A 17977-nucleotide genomic window follows, 5' to 3' on the forward strand; every position below is an offset into this window, starting at 1 on the left:
CCGGTCCGGCACGACGCATTCCGTCCGACACCGCGTCGCACCCACCGCTCCCTTTCCCTTGCGCGCCACTTGGGCTACGTGAGCGCGGACGCGAGAGGGAAGACGCCCATGACAGCTTTCGAACAGCCCGGCCCGGTCGAGATGGATTGGCGCGACGCCATCAGCTCGATCGAGGAGATCATCGAGGACGCGCGCAACGGGCGCATGTTCCTGCTGGTGGACCACGAGGACCGCGAGAACGAGGGCGATCTGGTGATCCCCGCGCAGATGGCGACGCCCGATGCGATCAATTTCATGGCGACCCACGGGCGCGGGTTGATCTGCCTGTCGATGACCGGCGACCGGATCGACGCGCTGGGGCTGCAGCTGATGTCCACCAACAATTCCTCCCGGCATGAGACCGCCTTCACCACCTCGATCGAGGCGCGCGAGGGGGTCTCCACCGGCATCAGTGCACACGACCGCGCGCGGACCGTGTCGGTGGCGATCGACGCGTCCAAGGGGCCTGCGGATATCGCGACCCCGGGCCACGTCTTTCCCTTGCGCGCCCGCGACGGCGGCGTGCTGGTGCGCGCGGGCCATACCGAGGCCGCGGTGGACATCAGCCGCCTGGCGGGGCTGAATCCCTCCGGCGTGATCTGCGAGATCATGAAGGACGACGGCGAGATGGCGCGCCTGCCGGACCTCGTGGCCTTCGCGCAGTTGCACGGGTTGAAGATCGGCACGATCAGCGACCTGATCGCCTATCGCCGTCGCCACGACAACCTGGTGCGGCTGCGCCGCGACAGCACGTTCGAATCCGAGTTCGGCGGAGAGTGGCAGCTGAAGATCTACACCGACGAGACCCATGGCGCCGAGCATATCGCGCTGGTGAAGGGCGACGTCACTACCGACGCGCCGGTGCTGGTGCGGATGCACGCGCTCGATCCCATGCTGGACGTCGTGGGCGCAGGGCCTGCGGGACGGCGCAACGAGTTCGGCGACGCGATGGAGCTGATCGCCGCCGAAGGGCGCGGCGTCCTGGTGCTTCTGCGCGATCTCGAGATGCAGTTGCACGCCGACGACGAGGTTTCGCCGCGCACCTTGCGGCAGTATGGCCTTGGCGCGCAGATCCTGTCCTCGCTCGGCCTGCACCGGATCGAGTTGTTGAGCAATTCGCCCCGCCCCAGGATCGTGGGCCTCGACGCCTACGGGCTTGAGATCACGGGCACCCGCAAGATCTCGGAGATTGGATGATGGCCGGACCCTCGCACTACCAGATGCCGCTGCCGGCCTTCGACGCCCCCGTCCGGCTGCTGGCCGTGGCCTCGCCCTACTACAAGGACATCTACGACCAGCAGATCGCCGGCGCCCGGGCCGTGGCGGAAGAGGCGGGTGCGACGCTGGAGGTGCGCGACGTGCCCGGCGCGCTGGAGATCCCCACGGCCATCGGCATCGCCGAGCGGTTGGCGACGTTCGACGGCTACGTGGCGCTGGGCTGCGTGATCCGGGGCGAAACCACGCATTACGAGACGGTCTGCAACGATTCCAGCCGGGGCCTGACCTTGCTGGGCCTGCAGGGGCTGTGCATCGGCAACGGCATCCTGACGGTCGAGACCTACGAGCAGGCCGCGGTGCGCGCGGACGCGGCGGGCCAGAACAAGGGCGGCGGGGCCGCGGCGGCGGCGCTCCACCTCATCGCGATGACCCGCAGCCTCGCGCGGCCCGAAGGCGGTGTGGGCTTCGCGCGCCAGGCCAAGGGGGGAGAGACCGTATGACCCTGTCGAACAACCAGCGGCGCAAGATGAAGGCGGCCTCCCGGCTTTACGCGGTGCAGGCGCTCTTCCAGATGGAATCCGCCGATCAATCCGTCGACAGGGTCCGCACCGAGTTCGAGGATCACCGCTTCGGCGAGATCCGCGACGATATCGAGATGATGGAGGGGGACGTGGACCTCTTCCGCGCGCTGATCGAGCGCGCGGTCGAGGACCAGGTCCGCATCGACCAACTGACGGACCGGGCGCTGGTGGCCAAGTGGCCGCTGGGCCGGATCGACCCCACCTTGCGCGCGCTCTTCCGGGCCGCGGGCGCGGAGCTTCTGATCGCCGACACGCCGCCCCGGGTGGTCATCAAGGAGTTCGTCGACGTGGCCGGCGCCTTCTTTCCAGAGACGAAGGAGCCGCGTTTCACCAACGCCGTGCTCGATCACATGGCGCACGAGATGATCCCCGGCGGGTTCTGATATCGGGGTGGGGGCGGTTGCCCGCCCACCCACCCCTTTCGGGGCTCCGCCCCGGACCCCGGAGTTTGTCTGGCCAGATGAAGGGGGATGCCTGCGGTCCTGCGTATATGGAGCCTTGGGCAGCTTGAGATGCGTCGGGCTGGTTTCGTGCGCGAATGGCCCTTGGTGCAGAAGGCCTGGTGGCACCGGAAGTGCCGGCATCGGTGGCGTGTAGGAGAGGGCGTGAGATGGCGATTTTGCTTTGCAGAACGGACTTTGCGCACGCTGCGAAACGCCGGGGGTTTTGTATTGATCCCGCACAGTTGCGACTGGGTGCGCTGCTGATCTTGCTGCGCACGACAGCCTTGCGCACGCGCCACAAAAAGTCGGGGCTTTTTGTGTTGATCTTGCGCAGTTGCGACTGGGTGCGCTGCTGATCTTGCTGCGCAAGACAGCCTTGCGCACGGCCACAAAAAGTCGGGGCTTTTTGTGGCGGGAACCGCAGCGACCGTGCGAGGGCTTATTCCCGAGGACCTGTTACTACAGGTGGGTACCGGTTAACCGAACCAGGGTCCGGACAGAGCCAGCGCCCTCGGATTTGCTTAAGGCCACTGGAATGTAGCCCCCATGCGCACGGGAAGAGCAGAAACCCGCCTGACCGCTAGCTAGGATGCGCCGTGCCGCGGGACAAGGGGGGCGGTGTGGATCGGCTTTCGGTTGACGCATGTTTACGGTTTGTTCATATTTACCCCCATGCCCGATGATCTTCAGCAACCCACCCTCATGCCCGGCCAGATGCTGGCGCGCGGCGTGTCGCGGCACATGCGCAGTCTCGACTTCGTGTCGGTCGAGGAGCTGGTGCCCGCGCCCGGGTTGCGGGTCGACGTCATGGCGCTTGGCCCCAAGGGAGAGATCTGGGTGGTCGAGTGCAAGTCGAGCCGCGCGGATTTCCGCGCCGACGCCAAGTGGCAGGGCTACCTGGAGTGGTGCGACCGGTTCTTCTGGGCCGTGGGGCCCGATTTCGACACCGACCTGCTGCCGGAAGGGACCGGGCTGATCATCGCCGACGCCTACGACGCGGAGATCCTGCGGATGGGTCCCGAGACGAAGCTCGCCCCCGCCCGGCGCAAGGGGGTGATCCAGAAGTTCGCCCGCCACGCCGCGATCCGGGCGCAGGCGGTGCGGGATCCGGGCTTCGTGCCGGTGTTCGGACGGGTTTAAGACCGGTCATGCTTTCAGACAGGCCGCGGTGCATGCGGAAAGTGCGGGACGCCTTGCCGGCGGGGCGGATATTTTTGGCCAGAAGAAGCAGGGAAGCCGCGCGGGTCGGAACGTTGACGCCTAGGGCGACCCGGGGTTGTGCGGCGCTGCGCCGTCGCGCTCAGCGGGATTTGACGGCGCGGGCGGCCTGGGCCGCGGCGCGGAGTTCCTCGGCGATCTCGTCGGCTTCCTCGGGGTCGAAGTCCATCGGGATCTCTGTCGGGCCGGCGGTGATGAACAGGCGGACCATACCGAGGTCGGTCGGGCCGATCTGGATGTTCGCCTCGACGTCGCGTTCGTCGTTGATACCCATGGAGCACTCCTTTTCGATGCCGGGGAGGTAAGGCAGGGGGGCGGTGTTGGCAAGCGTCCGGTCGGGGCGTCGCGGGTCTTGCAATCGGGCGGGGGTTTGGCTAAATCGCCCGCAGTGCCGCCTTAGCTCAGTTGGTTAGAGCGCTTGATTGTGGATCAAGAGGTCCCTGGTTCGAGACCAGGAGGTGGTACCACTCCCCCCTTTTGGCAGATGTGAAAGGCGCGGGATGACGCGTATCAGCTTCCAGATCGCCGAGGATCCGCCCGCCCGGCTGGACAAGGCGCTGGCGCGCGACGTGCCGGAGGCGGCGGGGCTGAGCCGGTCGCGGCTGGGGGCTTTGCTGAGCCAGGGCGCGGTGCGCATCGACGGGGTCGTGGTGCAGGATGCGCGTGCGCGAATCATGGCGGGCGCGCAGGTCGAGATCGAGGTGCCGCAGGCCGAGGAGAGCCATATCGGCGGCCAGGCCATCGCGCTTGATATCGTGCACGAGGACGCCGACCTGATCGTGGTGAACAAGCCCGCGGGCATGGTGGTGCATCCCGCCCCGGGCAGTCCGGACGGCACGCTGGTCAACGCGCTCATCCATCATTGCGGCGCGGATCTGTCCGGCGTGGGCGGGATGAAACGCCCCGGCATCGTGCACCGGATCGACAAGGAGACGAGCGGTCTGCTGGTCGTGGCGAAGTCCGATGCGGCGCATCAAGGGCTGGCCGCGCAGTTCGCCGACCATTCGGTGGCGCGGCGGTATCTTGCGGTCTGCTTCGGGGTGCCCGATGCCGCCGATCCGCGGTTGCGGGGGGTAAAGGGGACAAGCTTCGAGCCGGGCAATATCCTGAAGGTGCAGACGTTCCTGGGCCGTCACCGGACCGATCGGCAAAAGCAGGCGGTGTCGTTCCGAGAAGGGCGGCATGCGGTCACGCGGGCGCGGATCCTGGAGTCACTGGGCCGTCCGGCCGCGGCCGCGCTGATCGAATGCTGGCTGGAGACGGGACGCACGCACCAGATCCGGGTGCACCTGGCGCATTGCGGGCACGGGCTGATCGGCGACCCGGTCTACGGTGGGCGGCAGAAGCTGTCGGCCAAGTCGGTGGGCGAGGACGGGGTCGCCGCGGCGCGGGCCTTTCCGCGGCAGGCGCTGCATGCGGCGACGCTGGGTTTCGTGCATCCGGTAACGGGGGCCGAGATGTCGTTCGAGGCGGATCTGCCCGGGGATATGCGCGATCTTGTCGAAGCGCTGCACACGCGCATCTGACGTGTGCGTCAACGCGAGGTGTGAAGCGGAACCGTGTCGTTTACGATTGGTTTACACCGTGATTGCAAGGTCGTTGAAACGATCGCACTGCATACCCATATTCATGTTAAGGCCTGATACATTGGTCGGACAGGGGAAAAGATGAGCGAATACAAAAACCTACCGGCGCCGAGCCCGGAACAGGGCCTGAACCGGTACATGCAGGAAATCCGCAAGTTCCCGATGCTGGAACCGGAAGAGGAATACATGCTCGCCAAGCGGTGGGTCGAGAACGAGGACACCGAGGCCGCGCACAAGATGGTGACGAGCCACCTGCGGCTCGCGGCGAAGATCGCCATGGGCTATCGCGGCTACGGTTTGCCGCAGGCGGAGGTGATCTCGGAAGCGAACGTGGGCCTGATGCAGGCGGTCAAGAAGTTCGACCCCGAGAAGGGGTTCCGGCTTGCGACCTACGCGATGTGGTGGATCCGGGCGGCGATCCAGGAATACGTGCTGCGGTCCTGGTCGATGGTGAAGCTCGGCACCACCAGCGCGCAGAAGAAGCTGTTCTTCAACCTGCGCAAGGCCAAGAGCCGGATCGGCGCGCTGGAGGACGGCGACCTGCGGCCCGAGAACGTGAAGCGGATCGCGACCGATCTTGGCGTGACGGAGGCCGAGGTCGTCTCGATGAACCGGCGGATGTCGGGGGGCGATGCCTCGCTCAACGCCACGGTCGGGTCCGAAGGCGAAGGCACGATGCAGTGGCAGGACTGGCTGGCGGATGAAGACGCCGACCAGGCCGGCGATTACGAGGAACGCGACGAACTCGAGACGCGGCGCGAGATGCTGGCGGAGGCGATGGACGTGCTCAACGAGCGCGAGCGGGACATCCTGATGCAGCGGCGCCTGAACGACGAGACGATCACGCTGGAGGATCTGTCGGGGCAATACGACGTCAGCCGCGAACGCATCCGCCAGATCGAGGTGCGCGCCTTCGAGAAGATCCAGGCGCGCATGCGCGAGCTGGCGGAAGAGCGCGGCTTGATGGAAGACGCCTGACCGCAGGATGCGCACTGCCTTTGGCGCGCGTTCACCTTGCCGGATGACGACGGTGCGGGGCGCAGGCTCCGCACCGTCTTGCGTTTCAGGCGAGGCCCGTCATTGTGGCGCGACACAACGAGGAGAGCGACATGAAGTGGGGAATCCTGGGGGCTGCGAATTTCGCGCGTCAGCAGATGGCACCGGCGATCCACGCCGCGAAAGGTGCCGAGCTTGCGGCGCTGGCAACCTCGGATCCGGCCAAGGCAGAGGGGTTCCGGGCCTTTGCGCCGGGGCTGCGGGTCATGGACGATTACGACGCGCTGCTGGCCGATCCCCAGATCGAGGCGGTCTACATTCCCCTGCCCAACCACCTGCACGTCGAATGGACCATCAAGGCGCTGGAAGCGGGCAAGCACGTGCTGTGCGAGAAGCCGATCGCGCTGCAGGCCAGCGAGATCGACCGGGTGATCGCGGCGCGCGACGCGGGCGGAAAGCTGGCGGCGGAGGCCTTTATGATCGTGCATCATCCGCAGTTCACCCGCGCGCGCGAACTGGTGCAGAATGGCGCGATCGGCACGTTGCGCCACGTGGACTGCGTCTTCACCTACAACAACGCCGGGGCAACCGACAACATCCGCAACAAGCCCGAGACGGGGGGCGGCGGGTTGCCGGACATCGGGGTCTATGCCTTCGGGGCGGCGCGGTTCGTCACCGGTGAGGACTGTCAGCGCGTGACCCATGCGCGGATCGATTTCGAGAACGAGGTCGACGTCTTCGCGCAGGTCTCGGCCGAGTTCCCGGGGTTCACCTACGGCGCCGTGGTGTCGATGCGGATGCATCCGCGGCAGTACATCGCGTTCCACGGGGACGAAGGGCACCTGACCCTGACGGCCCCCTTCAACGCCAACGTCTACGACGTGGCCGCGCTGACGCTGGAACAGGCGGGCGGCGTGCGAACGCAGGAGCGTTGGCCCACGGTCAACCAGTACGTCGCGCAGGTCGAGGCCTTCGAGGCCGCCGCGGCGGGCGGCGATTATGCCTGCCCGTTGGAGTTCAGCCGCGGCACGCAGGAGATGATCGACATGACCTTCGCGGCGGCGCGGCAGAGTTGATCGCCGCAGTGCGGAACCGGGCCGCGGGGCGCGGGTTGGGCCGCGACGAGGCAAGCGAGGACAGGCATGAAACTGGCGGTATTCGGAGCGAAGGGCGCGGTTGGCCGCAAGCTGATCGACCAGGCCCTGGCCAAGGGGCACGAGATCGTGGCGCTGGAGCCCACTTGGGACGACGCCGAACCGCCCGCGGGCGTGACCCCGCAGACCTGTGACGTGCTGAAGGACGACATCGGGCCGCACCTCGAAGGGTGCGATGCGGTGCTGTCCTGCCTGGGCGTCGGCAACGCGGTGGGGACCTTGCTGGATCCGCCGCCGCTTTACACCCGCGGCACCTCGAACATCCTGGCGGGCATGCACAAGGCGGGCGTGTCGCGCGTGGTCGTGATCTCGGCCACCTTCGTCGCGGCGCGCGACCGGGGGCCGCTGCACTTCCGGGTGCCCGCGATGGCGGCCCTGCACAACGTGATCGAGCAGATGGCCGAGATGGAGGCGCTTCTGCGCGCCTCGGACACCGAATGGACGGCCGTCCGGCCCGGCTGGATGATGGACGGCCCGCCCACGGACGATTACGTCGTGACCCCCGACGTGATCCCGCAGGACCTGATACGCGCCCGGATGGCCGACGTGGCCCAGTTGATGCTGGCCTGCGTGGAGGAGGGGATCTGGATCCGCCAGACCCCCGCCCTGGCCCGGGCGGAGGATCCGGATACGACCTCGATCGAGGCGGTGGCGAAGGAGTTCCTGGGCTAGGTGCCCAAGGCCCAGCGCAGCAAGCCGTAGACGTAGAGCGCGCTGAAGAGGATGTTGATCCATTTCAGCTGCCGTTCCGTATGGAGCCAGCCGCAGTAGATCCAGATCAGGCAGAAGGGCAGGCCGAGGATCATGGGCCAGGGCTGCCAGTCCTGAACGATGGCGATGGTGGAGGCCAGCCCGAGCGCAAGCGCCAGCCACTTCAATTCCTGCTCGAACGCCGCAAGGGCGAGAAGCGGACGAGTCATGTCGTCTCCGATGATGTGTGAAACCGGGCGTTGACCCGCCGCGGTCCCGTCCATTTACCCGCACCGCGAAACCGCGGCAAGATGTCTCATGCGGGTGGAGGGCGTGTCGAGCGCCCTGCGCCAGCGGTTCGACCGAAGGATTTCCGGATTACCGAGTGACGCCATGCCAAGCCCGCGGGATGCTGGTGGCAGGCGTTTGCGGCTCAGGCCGGACGTTCGTCGCGCGCCGAAGTGAGGTCGGGTGAGCGGGACGAAGCTGATATTCCGTCTAATTTACCAGATGTCTGCCCCCAGGCGCATCGTGTGCTAGGTGACTATCCGAAATTTCCACAGTTACGTGCTCGACATGCGAAAGCTCTTGGAAGCGATCTTTCACTGCGCGGCGGACAACCTGAGCATCCGCGCCCGCTTCAAGATCGATCTCTACCGTTGCCATCGGCCGTTCCTGCGTGATCGACCAAGCATGGATGTGGTGGGCGCGCAGGACGCCGGGTACGTTCTGCTCGAGGTCGGAGGCGATCGCGCGCGCGTCAAACCCGCGAGGCGCTCCCTCCAGCAGAATATGCCCGCTTTCCCGCACGACTGCCCACGCCGACCGCAATATCAGAACGACGACAAGAACCGATAGAATGGGATCGATGGGCGTCCATCCCGTCCACAGGATCACCAGGGACGCAACGATGGCTGCGACCGACCCCAACAGGTCTCCCAACACATGAAGCGCGGCCGCGCGAACATTCAGGTTATCCCCTTCGGCGCGCGACAAGACCCAGAAAGCCAGGATGTTGACCACGAGGCCACCGACGGCGACCCAAAGCATAAGTCCGCCCAGAACTTCGGAAGGGTCTCGCAGTCTGTGCACCGCCTCAAAGAGGATCCAGATCGCGATGGCAAACAGGCTTAGACCATTGACGAACGCAGCAAGAACCGAGAGGCGGTCAAAGCCGTAGGTGCGCTTCCAATCTGCCGGTCGCCGGGCAAGGCGGAATGCAAGCCACGCAAGGATAAGCGATGCGAAGTCAGTCAACATGTGCCCGGCATCTGCCAGAAGTGCCAGGCTTCCAGAAATCAAACCGCCGACGACCTCTGCGCCCATGAATCCGCCGGTCAGGATCGCCGTAATGGCAATCGCTCGCTCTCTGGACCGGCGTTCCTCTTTAGGAGCATCGTGTGACAAAGTTGGTCCATGAGAATGACCGTCGTGGGAATTGTGGCCCGCGCCCATATCCATACCTCCTGGGTTGGATTGTGAGGATGGTGCCATTCATTGAACAAACAACCGCGTTTCCGAAAATTGCAGACATTCGTGCGTGGTGCAGCATCCCGCAAATTGGGCTCATCCCCGCCGTTCGCTGCGCCGTGCTCCAAGGTCCGCATCCTGGTGCTGCGCGCGATGCGAGGCGGCGGGCGGGGCGGAGGAGCGGTTTTTCGACCGTTACCTGACCGGTCAGGCGGGGGGTAGGTCCAGGCGGAGGATGTGCTGTGGGCCGTGATCGCCGCCGAGGTAATGTGCCTGCGTGTCTGTGAAACCGCCGTTGAGGTAGCTTTTGCGGGCGCCGGGATTGCGCAGGTTGACGGTCAGGAGCAGGATCCGCGCCTGCGGGTAGTGCTGCGCCATGAAGGCGGGCAGGGCGCGGATGGTGGCCGAGCCGATGCCGCGCCCCTGGTGCTGCTGGCCCAGGATCACGCTGCGCAACCCGTGGGTGCCGGGGGCGGTGAAGCGATGCTCCCGCGAGAAGTCGGTGTCGATGCGGAACATGCCCACGGGCACCCCGTCCGACCAGATCACGTGCAGATCGATGCCGGGCGGGTTGCCGTCCAGGAACTCCTCGGGCTGGCCGCTGAAGGGAACCTGGGCGTCGGCCACGCGCAGGGCGGCAAGCGCCGCGCGCTGCGCGGGCGCGAAGGGCGCGAGGGTGACGCTCATGCCTCTTCGAGCGCCTCGAGTTCGTCGATGAAGCCTTCGATCATCGACAGACCCTTGTCCCAGAACGACGGGTCGGAGGCGTCGAGGCCGAAGGGTTCCAGCAGGTCCTTGTGGTGCTTGGAGCCGCCCGCCTTGAGCATGTCGAAATACTTCGACTGGAAGTCGGGATCGCCTTCCTCGTAGACCGCGTAGAGCGCGTTCACCAGCCCGTCGCCGAAGGCGTAGGCGTAGACGTAGAACGGCGAGTGAACGAAGTGGGGGATGTAGGACCAGAAGGTCTCGTATCCGTCGTGGAAGTCGAAGACGGGGCCCAGGGATTCGGCCTGCACCGACATCCACAATTCGTTGATGTCGTCGGGGGTCAGCTCGCCGTGGGCGCGGGCTTCGTGCAGCTTGCACTCGAAGTCGTAGAAGGCGATCTGGCGCACGACCGTGTTGATCATGTCCTCGACCTTGCCGGCGAGGAGGATCTTGCGCTGTTCGGGCGTTTCCGCCGCGTCGAGCAGCTTGCGGAAGGTCAGCATCTCTCCGAAGACGGACGCGGTTTCGGCCAGCGTGAGCGGGGTGGAGGCCAGCAGTTCGCCCTGGCCCGCCGCGAGGCGCTGGTGGACGCCGTGGCCAAGTTCGTGGGCCAGCGTCATCACGTCGCGCGGTTTGCCGAGGTAGTTCAGCATCACGTAAGGGTGGGCGGAGGTGACGGTGGGGTGGGCGAAGGCGCCGGGGGCCTTGCCGGGCTTGACGCCAGCGTCGATCCAGCCGTCGGTGAAGAAGGGCCTGGCGAGCTCGGCCATCTGCGGATCGAAGCCCGCGTAGGCGTCGAGCACGGTGTCGCGCGCCTCCTCCCAGCCGACGAGGCGGTCGTCCTCGCGCGGGAGCGGCGCGTTGCGGTCCCAGGTCTGCATCCGGTCGAGGCCCAGCCACTTGGCCTTGAGTGCGTAGTAGCGGTGCGAGAGGCGCGGGTAGGCGGCGACGACGGCGTTGCGCAGCGCCTCGACCACTTCGGGTTCGACGTGGTTGGCGAGGTGGCGCGCGGTCTGCGGGGTGGGCATCTTGCGCCAGCGGTCCTCGATCTCCTTCTCCTTGGCCAGCGTGTTGTGGACGCGGGCGAAGAGCTTGACGTTCTCGGCGAAGACGCGCGAGAGGGCCATGGAGGCGGCCTCGCGCTTGGCGCGGTCGGTGTCGGTGAGCAGGTTGAGGGTGGATTCGAGGCCCATGATCTCTCCGTCCACGTCGAATTCGAGCGCGGCCATGGTTTCGTCGAAGAGGCGGTTCCAGGCGGCGGCGCCCACGGTGGACTGGTCGTGGAGAAACTTCTCCAGCTCGTCGGAGAGCTGGTGCGGCTTCATCGCGCGCATGCGGTCGAAGACGGGCTTGTAGCGGCGCAGTTCCTCGTTCTGGGCCAGCAGGAACTCCAGGTGGTCGTCCGGCAGGCGGTTGAATTCCAGCGTGTAGAACACCAGCGGCGTGGTGAAGGCGGTCAGCCGGTCCTGCATGTCGGCCATGAACTTGGCCCGGTCGTTGTCGGTGGTGATCTGGTAGTGGCGCAGCCCTGCGTAGGACATGATGCGGCCCGCGACCTCCGAGATCTTCTCGTCGCGCTTGACGGCTTCCAGCAGCTCGGCCGCGTCGAGGTTGGCCAGCTCGCCCTCGTAGTCGGCGGCGAAGCGGGCGCAGGCTTCTTCCAGCCAGTCGAGGTCGCGCTTGATCTCGGCGCTGTCGGGGGCGGGGTAGAGGTCGGTGAGGTCCCATTCGGGCAGGTCGCCGAAGGGCTGTCCGCCGGTGTCGGTCGCGGCGTCGAAGGTGCGGGTCATGGGATGTCCTGTCAATTGCTCGGGGATGAGATAAGGCGGGGGCGGCTGGGCCTCAACCCTCGGCCTGTTGCAGGGCGCGGGCGGCCTCCAGCGTGTCTTCGGCGCGTTCGAGGTCGCCGTCGCGCAGGGGGATCGTCCGGGCCGCGATGTCTGGCGAGAGGCACAGGTCGACCCGCACCGGCTGATGGTCGCTGCCGACGGAAGGAAGGATCTGCATGTCCAGCAAGCCCGGCCCCGCCTGCCAGAGCACCTGGTCCAGTGGCCAGCGCATCACGTCGCTGCCCGCCTTGTAGCTGTTCATCGGCCCGCGTCCGACGCGAGGGTCCAGCAGGCCGCCGATCCGCATGGCCTGCCGGGCGGTGTCGTTCCAGGGTGTCGCGTTGAAGTCGCCGGCCACGAGCGTGACCGCATCGCTTTCGCGCGCCCGCAAGGCGGCGTCCAGCACGGTGGCATCGCGCATGGTCGAGGGCTGGCCGCCGTTCGTCTGGAGCGGGGGACGCGGGTGCACGCCCAGAAGGTGCAGGGGGCGGGAGGGATGGGCGATCCGGCCGTCGAACATCGGGGTCTCGGCGTTCATGGGATAGTCGAACCGGGCGTCGTCGAAGGGGAACTGCGAGTAGACCTGCATCCCGTAATACTCCGGCGCGCGTTCGACCACCTGCGTGCTGTGGGCGAAGTCCCCCTGCAGGTCCGCCAGGGCCTCGTCCCACCAGGCGGAGGTTTCCATCACGATGAAGATATCGGGGGCGTGGGTGCGCGCCATCTCGATGACCGCCGCGTCTTGGCGGTTGGTTTGCTGGACGTTGGTGACGAGGATGCGCAACTCGTCCCCAGGCTCGCAGCGCAGGACGTTCGATGCCATTTCGGTGGCGAGCGGCTGGTAGGGCCAGAGCACGCGCGCCTGCTGTCCCAGTGCCGCCAGACCCGCCAAGGTGATCAGCGTGCCGAGGCCCGGACGGCGGCGGAGCGCCACGTAGAGGATCAGCGTCACCACCAGACCGGCCGCGATCTGCAGGCGGGGGAAATCGAGGAAGCGCACAAGCCAGATGTCGACCCGCAGCTCGGACAGGGCGGTGGCGGCGGCGAGCAAGAGGGTCACGGTCCCGAAGAGCCGGATCAGGGCGTTGCGCATGACATCATCCGTATTGGTCGAGCAGGGCGTTGAGATCGTCGAGGGTATTGGCCTCGGACGGGGGCTTGTCGTGGCGCCAGCGCAGCATCCGGGGAAACCGCAGGGCCACGCCCGACTTGTGCCGGGGGGAGGGCTGGATGCCCTCGAACCCAAGCTCAAAGACGTGAACGGGCTTGACCTGACGCACGGGGCCGAATTTCTGGAGGGTGTTCTTGCGGACCCAGGCGGTGACCTTCCGGAACTCGGCGTCGGTCAGGCCGGAGTAGGCCTTGGTGAAGGGGACGAGGTCGTCACCTTTCCAGACCGCGAAGGTGTAATCGGTGAAGAGGTTGGCGCGGCGGCCGGAGCCTGCCTGCGCGTAGATCATCACTGCGTCGATGGTCAGGGGATCGACCTTCCACTTCCACCAGTCGCCTTTCTTGCGGCCCGAGAGGTAGGGCGAATCGAGGCGCTTGAGCATGAAGCCCTCGGCGTTGCGGTCGCGGCTGGTCTCGCGCAGTTCGGCGAGGGTGTCCCAACCGGTGAAGTCGACGGATGGGGAAAGGCGCAGGGGGGCCTCGTCGGGGACGCCCGCGATGAGGTCTTTCAGGCGCGCGCGACGGTCCGCGAAGGGGGCCTGGCGGATGTCGCGGCCTTCGTCCTCCAGCAGGTCGTAGGCCATGAGGACGACGGGGGCCTCTGTCAGCAGCTTCTTCGGGACCGTCTTGCGGCCGATGCGCGATTGCAGGGCGTTGAAGCTGAGAGGCGTCTCGTCGCGGAAGGCGAGGACTTCGCCGTCGATGACGGTGCCGTCTGGCAGGAAGTCCTTGAGTTGGGCGAGTTCAGGGAAGCGGTCGGTCATCAAATCCTCCCCCCGGGACCACAGGTGATGGTCGCCCGCGCGCGCGATGAACTGGCCGCGGATGCCGTCCCATTTCCATTCCGCCGACCAGTCGGTGGCGGGGCCGAGGGCGTTCAGATCCTCCAGCCCGTAGGCAAGGTAGAAGGGATAGGGGCGGCTGAGGTCCGCGGCGGGGTCGTGCGCCTCGATGAGGGAGGCCCAGGTGGTGGTCTGCGGCGTCCAGTTGCCCATGAGCTTGTGAGTGAGTTCGGCCTCGTCCTGCTCGGTGGCTTGGGCGAGGGCGCGGGTCATCAGCTTCTGGCTGACGCCGATGCGGAAGCCGCCCGTCAGCAGCTTGGTGAAGAGGAAGCGCTGGGTCGTGGGCAGGCTGTCCCAGGCGGCGAGGATGCCGGCCTTCCGGGCCGCGTCGTCCAGGGTCGAGAGACGGGCGATCTCCTCGATCCAGTGGGTGAGGGAGCGATCGGTGGTGGTGGCGGGGTCGGGCAGGATCAGGGCGATGGTCTCTGCCAGGTCGCCGACGATGGAATAGCTTTCCTCGAAGAGCCAGAGCGGCAGGCCCGCGCGCTCCGCCGCCCATTCGCGCAGGCGCGACGCGGTGATCAGGCGCTTCGGCCGGCGGCCCGAGAAGAGCGCGATCGTCCAGAGCTTGTCGTCGTCGGGGGCGGTGCGGAAGTAATCGGCGAGGGCCGCGACCTTGACGGTGGTCTTGGTGGTCTCGTCCACGCGGGTGAAGAGGGCGGCGAAGTCCTTCATGCGTCCTCCGCCAACGGCTCATCGCTGTCGTCGAGCGACTCGCCTTCGTATTCGGTGGAGACGATGTGCGCGTCATAGCCTTCCGCGGCGAGCCAGCGCTGGAAGGAGGAGGTGTAGCCGTGGGTGGCGAAGATCTTCGTCGCCCCGGTTTCGCGGATCGCGGCATTGAGGCCCGCCCAGTCGGCGTGGTCCGACACGACGAAGCCCCGGTCCCCCGCCCGGCGGCGGCGGACGCCGCGCAGCGCCATCCAGCCCGACGCGAAAGCGCTGGAGGAGGTGCCGAAACGCCGCGCCCAGGGGCCGCGCATCGCGCTGGGCGTGGCGAGGACGAGCGCCCCGGGGTGGTCGGCGATCTTCGTCTCCGGCGTAACGCGGATCGTGTCGGGCAGCGTGATTCCCTGGGCACGGAGGACCGCGTTGGTGTTCTCGACCGCTCCGTGGGTCAGGATCGGACCGATGGAGGCGTCGATGGAGGTCAGCAGCCGCTGCGCCTTGCCAAGCGCGTAAGCCCCCAGGATCGAGGTGCGCCCTTCGGCTGCGTTGGCGGCCCACCAGCTGTTCATCTGGGCCTTGAGCGTCTCTTCCGCGGTCCATTTGAAGACCGGCAGGCCGAAGGTGCATTCGGTGATGAAAGCGTGGCAGCGCACCGGCTCGAAGGGTTCCGACAGGCCGTCCGCGGTGGTCTTGTAGTCACCGGAGGCGACCCAGACCTCGCCGCCCACCTCGACGCGGATCTGGGCGGAGCCGGGGACGTGGCCCGCGGGGTGGAACGAGACCGTGGCGCTGCCGATGCGGCGGGTCTTCCCGTAGGCAATCGTGTCGAGGGTGATGTCGCCCAGGCGGTGGCGGATGACGGGGGCGGCGGCCTCGGTCGCGAGGTAGGACCGCATGCCCCAGCGGGAGTGATCCGCGTGGCCGTGGGTGATGAGCGCCCGGTCCACGGGACGCCAGGGGTCGATGTAGAAATCGCCCGCGGGGCAGTAGATGCCCCGGTCGGTGAAGGTGAGCACGTCGGCCATGGCGGGGATGTAGGGCGGGGCGGTGGTGTGGCGAGGGGCGCGCCGGGGATCAGGCCGCGGGGTGGGTGGAGGATACGGGCCGCCTCCGGCGGGAGTATTTTGGGAAAAAGCGAGAAGTGGTGAATCGTGATCAGGGGGTGAGCGGATGGAGAGTGCGGGAGCCTCCGGCGGGAGTTTATCGGGCCAGATGAAGGGGAGGAGGTGCGCCTTGAGCCGGACGTGCAACGAGGGGCCCCGGGGATCGGGCCGAGGGGGCGGTGGAGGATGCGGGAGCCTCCGGCGGGAGTTTGTCGGGCCAGATGAAGGGGAGGGGGTGCGCCCTTTGGCGGGCGTGCAGCGAGCGGCGTCTTCGCCGGCGAGGCCGGGCGCGATGAGGCGGCGGGGACCCGGATCAGGTCGGGGATGGAGTTTGTCGAAAGGGGAGCGACGACCGGCCCGGGCGGGGGCGGGGCGCGTCAGGGGTGCGCGTCGAAGAGCGCGCAGGTGGTGTCGAAGACGCGGGCGCGGATCTGGGGGGATTCCATCATCACCTCGTGCTTGGCACCCTCGATCTCTTCCAGCGTGCCGCCGGTCCAGCGGTCCATGCGGGCGCGGACGCGGTCGGTGTCGACGATCGTCTCGGCGGTGCCGAGGTGGGTCACGCAGGGCGTGCGCGGCGAGGTGAGCCGGGCGAGGTGGCGGGATTCGGCCATCGCCTCGTAAAGCCAGCGCAAGGACGGGCCGCCGAGGCCGAGGTCGGGGGCCTTGGTCAGCTGGCGGATCATGTAGTCGTACATCTCCGGATCGGAGGTGAGCTCGTTGGTCTCCAGCGTCATGCGGTTGACGTAGCTTTCGACCTTCTGTCCGGGGGCCATGCCGGTATCGAGGCCGACCTTGCGCGCGAGCGTCGCCAGCGCCCAGGCGGCGGGCCGGAGCGTGGCGCTCATCTGGATGCCCCACATCGGCGCGCTGAACATGGCGGCGCGCACCGGCAGCCCCTCGATCAGGGCGCGCAACCCGATGGCGCCGCCCATGGAATGCGCCACGAGGTAGAAGGGTTTCGGGAGGCCCAGGTCGCGGGCGTGGGTCAGCATGGCCGCCACGTCCTTCTGGTAGTCCGCGAAGGTTCCGACGTGACCGGTGGCGCGGGCGGGCAGCAGGCGCTCGGCCAGGCCTTGCCCGCGCCAGTCCACGGCGATCGTGGCGTAGCCGCGGGCGCGGAAATCCGCTGCTGCGCGGCCGTATTTTTCGATATACTCGGTGCGGCCGGGGAACAGCAGGACCGTGCCCCGGTCGGCGTCCGACACCCAGTGACCCACCCGGATCTGGCGGTTGTCGGTGGTTCTGAGCCAATGCGCCGCCCCGGCGTCCGGACCTTCTGCCAGGTCGCTATGAAGCGGCGCATAGCGCATCGTTAGGACAGCGCGCCCGCCAGGGCCATCGCCTTGCCCATGTCGCCGTCGACCGAGAGCTTGCCGGTCATGAAGGCGGCGGTGGGGTTCTCGTCGCCCGACAGGATGCCTTCGAAGGTCTCCTGGCTGGCGGTCAGGGTCACGTCGGCCTCCGCGTCCTCGTCGCAGGGGGCGGCGGTGGCGCCGGCGATCATGATGGCCCCTTCGCCTTCGATGATGAACTTGGCGGTGCCGTCGATGCCCTCGCCGTCCAGCTTGGCGTTCAGCTCGGAGACGGCCTTGTTGATCGTGTCGCTCATGGAATTGTGTCCTTTGGATCTGCCGCACGAGACAGGCGGCTCTGGGAATGGCGATCAGGTTCGCTTAGCTTAGAGATATGTCGATTTATACCCAGATTCTCAATGCTGCCGTTGCGACATTTCTGTGGGCCGCGACGGCACAGGCCCAGACCGACGAGCTGGACGCGCTCTACGACCGGCTCGCCCAAGCCGACGCGGTGGAGGCGGAAGGGCTGCGCGGGCAGATCCAGTCCCGCTGGAGCCAGAGCGGGTCGCCCGCGATGGACCTGCTGCTGCGGCGGGCGGAGGACGCGATGGAGGTGGGCGATCCGGACACGGCGGTGGCCCATTTCAGCGCGCTGATCGACCATGCGCCCGGGTTCGCCGAAGGCTACCACGGGCGCGCCACGGTGCTTTTCGCGCAAGGCCGGCTGGGCCAGGCGCTGGCGGATCTGCGCCGCACGCTCGAGCTCAACCCCCGGCACTTCAACGCGATGACCGGCCTGGCGGTGATCCTGTCCGAACTTGGCCAGACCGAAGAGGCGCTTGAGGTTTATCGCCAAGTCGACCAGATTGCCCCTCATCTCGACCGGGTCGAGACGGAGATCGGACGACTTTCGGTCGAACTGGACGGCACGGCGCTGTAGGGCGTCCGGCCCGCGGGGACCGC

At 67.3% G+C, this 17977-nt stretch carries 20 protein-coding genes and 1 tRNA gene; 11 read left to right on the top strand and 10 right to left on the bottom strand.

Annotated features, from left to right (window positions below; genetic code table 11):
• Positions 1–108 precede the first annotated feature (108 nt).
• The 5 genes from ribB (at position 109) to EU805_RS10935 (ending at position 3421) form a co-directional block, all read left to right on the top strand.
• Entirely contained in the window at positions 109–1236 is a 1128-nt protein-coding gene (ribB, locus tag EU805_RS10915) for a 3,4-dihydroxy-2-butanone-4-phosphate synthase (RefSeq protein ID WP_129764008.1), read from the top strand.
• The gene (locus tag EU805_RS10920; RefSeq protein WP_370318196.1) at positions 1233–1757 is read left to right on the top strand and encodes a 6,7-dimethyl-8-ribityllumazine synthase; all 525 of its coding nucleotides are present in this window, start codon (positions 1233–1235) and stop codon (positions 1755–1757) included. The genes ribB and EU805_RS10920 overlap by 4 nt, the downstream gene beginning before the upstream one ends.
• Positions 1754–2221, top strand: coding sequence for a transcription antitermination factor NusB (nusB, locus tag EU805_RS10925; protein ID WP_129764009.1), 468 nt, complete (start codon positions 1754–1756; stop codon positions 2219–2221). Before EU805_RS10920 ends, nusB begins: the two co-directional genes overlap by 4 nt.
• 227 nt (positions 2222–2448) lie before the next feature.
• The gene (locus EU805_RS10930; protein WP_129764010.1) at positions 2449–2637 is read left to right on the top strand and encodes a hypothetical protein; all 189 of its coding nucleotides are present in this window, start codon (positions 2449–2451) and stop codon (positions 2635–2637) included.
• Between the two features lie 316 nt (positions 2638–2953).
• A complete protein-coding gene (locus EU805_RS10935; protein ID WP_129764011.1) occupies positions 2954–3421 on the top strand; it encodes an MmcB family DNA repair protein in 468 nt (155 codons plus the stop codon).
• 160 nt (positions 3422–3581) lie between these two features.
• Here the strand turns inward: EU805_RS10935 and EU805_RS10940 are convergent, their stop codons facing one another.
• Positions 3582–3773 (bottom strand): DUF6324 family protein, encoded by a 192-nt coding sequence (locus EU805_RS10940; protein WP_129764012.1) that lies wholly within the window; start codon positions 3771–3773, stop codon positions 3582–3584.
• 116 nt (positions 3774–3889) lie between these two features.
• On the opposite strand from EU805_RS10940, the gene EU805_RS10945 reads away from it, so the two are divergent.
• From EU805_RS10945 to EU805_RS10965, 5 genes are all read left to right on the top strand, one after another.
• Positions 3890–3966 (top strand) — tRNA-His (locus EU805_RS10945).
• Between the two features lie 33 nt (positions 3967–3999).
• On the top strand, positions 4000–5025 hold the full coding sequence (locus EU805_RS10950) for an RluA family pseudouridine synthase (protein ID WP_129764013.1): 1026 nt from the start codon (positions 4000–4002) through the stop codon (positions 5023–5025).
• 141 nt (positions 5026–5166) lie between these two features.
• A complete protein-coding gene (rpoH, locus tag EU805_RS10955) occupies positions 5167–6063 on the top strand; it encodes an RNA polymerase sigma factor RpoH (protein ID WP_129764014.1) in 897 nt (298 codons plus the stop codon).
• Between the two features lie 131 nt (positions 6064–6194).
• Positions 6195–7157: a Gfo/Idh/MocA family protein gene (locus EU805_RS10960; protein WP_129764015.1), complete on the top strand. Its 963-nt coding sequence runs from the start codon at positions 6195–6197 to the stop codon at positions 7155–7157.
• A 66-nt stretch (positions 7158–7223) separates the two neighbouring features.
• Positions 7224–7907: an NAD(P)-dependent oxidoreductase gene (locus tag EU805_RS10965; RefSeq protein ID WP_129764016.1), complete on the top strand. Its 684-nt coding sequence runs from the start codon at positions 7224–7226 to the stop codon at positions 7905–7907.
• On the opposite strand, the gene EU805_RS10970 is transcribed toward EU805_RS10965, so the two are convergent.
• The 9 genes from EU805_RS10970 to EU805_RS11010 form a co-directional block, all read right to left on the bottom strand.
• Complete coding sequence (locus EU805_RS10970; protein WP_129764017.1) at positions 7904–8155, bottom strand: peptidase; 252 nt, start codon at positions 8153–8155, stop codon at positions 7904–7906. The genes EU805_RS10965 and EU805_RS10970 overlap by 4 nt on opposite strands.
• Positions 8156–8423: 268 nt before the next feature.
• Positions 8424–9332 carry a cation diffusion facilitator family transporter gene (locus EU805_RS10975; protein ID WP_242494126.1) on the bottom strand — a complete coding sequence of 303 codons (909 nt, stop codon included), beginning with the start codon at positions 9330–9332 and terminating at the stop codon, positions 8424–8426.
• Positions 9333–9602: 270 nt separating this feature from the next.
• Positions 9603–10082, bottom strand: a complete 480-nt coding sequence (locus tag EU805_RS10980) for a GNAT family N-acetyltransferase (protein ID WP_129764019.1) — start codon at positions 10080–10082, stop codon at positions 9603–9605.
• Positions 10079–11893: a M3 family oligoendopeptidase gene (locus EU805_RS10985; RefSeq protein ID WP_129764020.1), complete on the bottom strand. Its 1815-nt coding sequence runs from the start codon at positions 11891–11893 to the stop codon at positions 10079–10081. Before EU805_RS10985 ends, EU805_RS10980 begins: the two co-directional genes overlap by 4 nt.
• A gap of 52 nt (positions 11894–11945) precedes the next feature.
• Positions 11946–13025: an endonuclease/exonuclease/phosphatase family protein gene (locus EU805_RS10990; protein ID WP_129764021.1), complete on the bottom strand. Its 1080-nt coding sequence runs from the start codon at positions 13023–13025 to the stop codon at positions 11946–11948.
• A gap of 4 nt (positions 13026–13029) precedes the next feature.
• A complete protein-coding gene (locus EU805_RS10995) occupies positions 13030–14619 on the bottom strand; it encodes an ATP-dependent DNA ligase (protein ID WP_129764022.1) in 1590 nt (529 codons plus the stop codon).
• The gene (locus EU805_RS11000) at positions 14616–15638 is read right to left on the bottom strand and encodes a ligase-associated DNA damage response exonuclease (RefSeq protein WP_129764023.1); all 1023 of its coding nucleotides are present in this window, start codon (positions 15636–15638) and stop codon (positions 14616–14618) included. Before EU805_RS11000 ends, EU805_RS10995 begins: the two co-directional genes overlap by 4 nt.
• Positions 15639–16093: 455 nt before the next feature.
• On the bottom strand, positions 16094–17029 hold the full coding sequence (locus tag EU805_RS11005) for an alpha/beta fold hydrolase (RefSeq protein ID WP_129764024.1): 936 nt from the start codon (positions 17027–17029) through the stop codon (positions 16094–16096).
• Between the two features lie 2 nt (positions 17030–17031).
• Positions 17032–17328 carry an SCP2 sterol-binding domain-containing protein gene (locus EU805_RS11010; RefSeq protein WP_129764025.1) on the bottom strand — a complete coding sequence of 99 codons (297 nt, stop codon included), beginning with the start codon at positions 17326–17328 and terminating at the stop codon, positions 17032–17034.
• A gap of 77 nt (positions 17329–17405) precedes the next feature.
• Between EU805_RS11010 and EU805_RS11015 the strand changes: the two genes are divergently transcribed.
• Positions 17406–17954, top strand: a complete 549-nt coding sequence (locus tag EU805_RS11015) for a tetratricopeptide repeat protein (protein WP_129764026.1) — start codon at positions 17406–17408, stop codon at positions 17952–17954.
• Positions 17955–17977: the final 23 nt, after the last annotated feature.

This window comes from Salipiger sp. IMCC34102, from assembly GCF_004145405.1.
GTDB lineage: Bacteria > Pseudomonadota > Alphaproteobacteria > Rhodobacterales > Rhodobacteraceae > Loktanella.

What these genes read in the sequence shown, in the direction of transcription:
- ribB (WP_129764008.1), top strand. Translation starts at nt 109, where the DNA reads ATGACAGCTTTCGAACAGCCCGGCCCGGTCGAGATGGATTGGCGCGAC.
- EU805_RS10920 (WP_370318196.1), top strand. Translation starts at nt 1,233, where the DNA reads ATGATGGCCGGACCCTCGCACTACCAGATGCCGCTGCCGGCCTTCGAC.
- nusB (WP_129764009.1), top strand. Translation starts at nt 1,754, where the DNA reads ATGACCCTGTCGAACAACCAGCGGCGCAAGATGAAGGCGGCCTCCCGG.
- EU805_RS10930 (WP_129764010.1), top strand. Translation starts at nt 2,449, where the DNA reads ATGGCGATTTTGCTTTGCAGAACGGACTTTGCGCACGCTGCGAAACGC.
- EU805_RS10935 (WP_129764011.1), top strand. Translation starts at nt 2,954, where the DNA reads ATGCCCGATGATCTTCAGCAACCCACCCTCATGCCCGGCCAGATGCTG.
- EU805_RS10940 (WP_129764012.1), bottom strand. Translation starts at nt 3,773, where the DNA reads ATGGGTATCAACGACGAACGCGACGTCGAGGCGAACATCCAGATCGGC.
- EU805_RS10950 (WP_129764013.1), top strand. Translation starts at nt 4,000, where the DNA reads ATGACGCGTATCAGCTTCCAGATCGCCGAGGATCCGCCCGCCCGGCTG.
- rpoH (WP_129764014.1), top strand. Translation starts at nt 5,167, where the DNA reads ATGAGCGAATACAAAAACCTACCGGCGCCGAGCCCGGAACAGGGCCTG.
- EU805_RS10960 (WP_129764015.1), top strand. Translation starts at nt 6,195, where the DNA reads ATGAAGTGGGGAATCCTGGGGGCTGCGAATTTCGCGCGTCAGCAGATG.
- EU805_RS10965 (WP_129764016.1), top strand. Translation starts at nt 7,224, where the DNA reads ATGAAACTGGCGGTATTCGGAGCGAAGGGCGCGGTTGGCCGCAAGCTG.
- EU805_RS10970 (WP_129764017.1), bottom strand. Translation starts at nt 8,155, where the DNA reads ATGACTCGTCCGCTTCTCGCCCTTGCGGCGTTCGAGCAGGAATTGAAG.
- EU805_RS10980 (WP_129764019.1), bottom strand. Translation starts at nt 10,082, where the DNA reads ATGAGCGTCACCCTCGCGCCCTTCGCGCCCGCGCAGCGCGCGGCGCTT.
- EU805_RS10985 (WP_129764020.1), bottom strand. Translation starts at nt 11,893, where the DNA reads ATGACCCGCACCTTCGACGCCGCGACCGACACCGGCGGACAGCCCTTC.
- EU805_RS10990 (WP_129764021.1), bottom strand. Translation starts at nt 13,025, where the DNA reads ATGCGCAACGCCCTGATCCGGCTCTTCGGGACCGTGACCCTCTTGCTC.
- EU805_RS10995 (WP_129764022.1), bottom strand. Translation starts at nt 14,619, where the DNA reads ATGAAGGACTTCGCCGCCCTCTTCACCCGCGTGGACGAGACCACCAAG.
- EU805_RS11000 (WP_129764023.1), bottom strand. Translation starts at nt 15,638, where the DNA reads ATGGCCGACGTGCTCACCTTCACCGACCGGGGCATCTACTGCCCCGCG.
- EU805_RS11005 (WP_129764024.1), bottom strand. Translation starts at nt 17,029, where the DNA reads ATGCGCTATGCGCCGCTTCATAGCGACCTGGCAGAAGGTCCGGACGCC.
- EU805_RS11010 (WP_129764025.1), bottom strand. Translation starts at nt 17,328, where the DNA reads ATGAGCGACACGATCAACAAGGCCGTCTCCGAGCTGAACGCCAAGCTG.
- EU805_RS11015 (WP_129764026.1), top strand. Translation starts at nt 17,406, where the DNA reads ATGTCGATTTATACCCAGATTCTCAATGCTGCCGTTGCGACATTTCTG.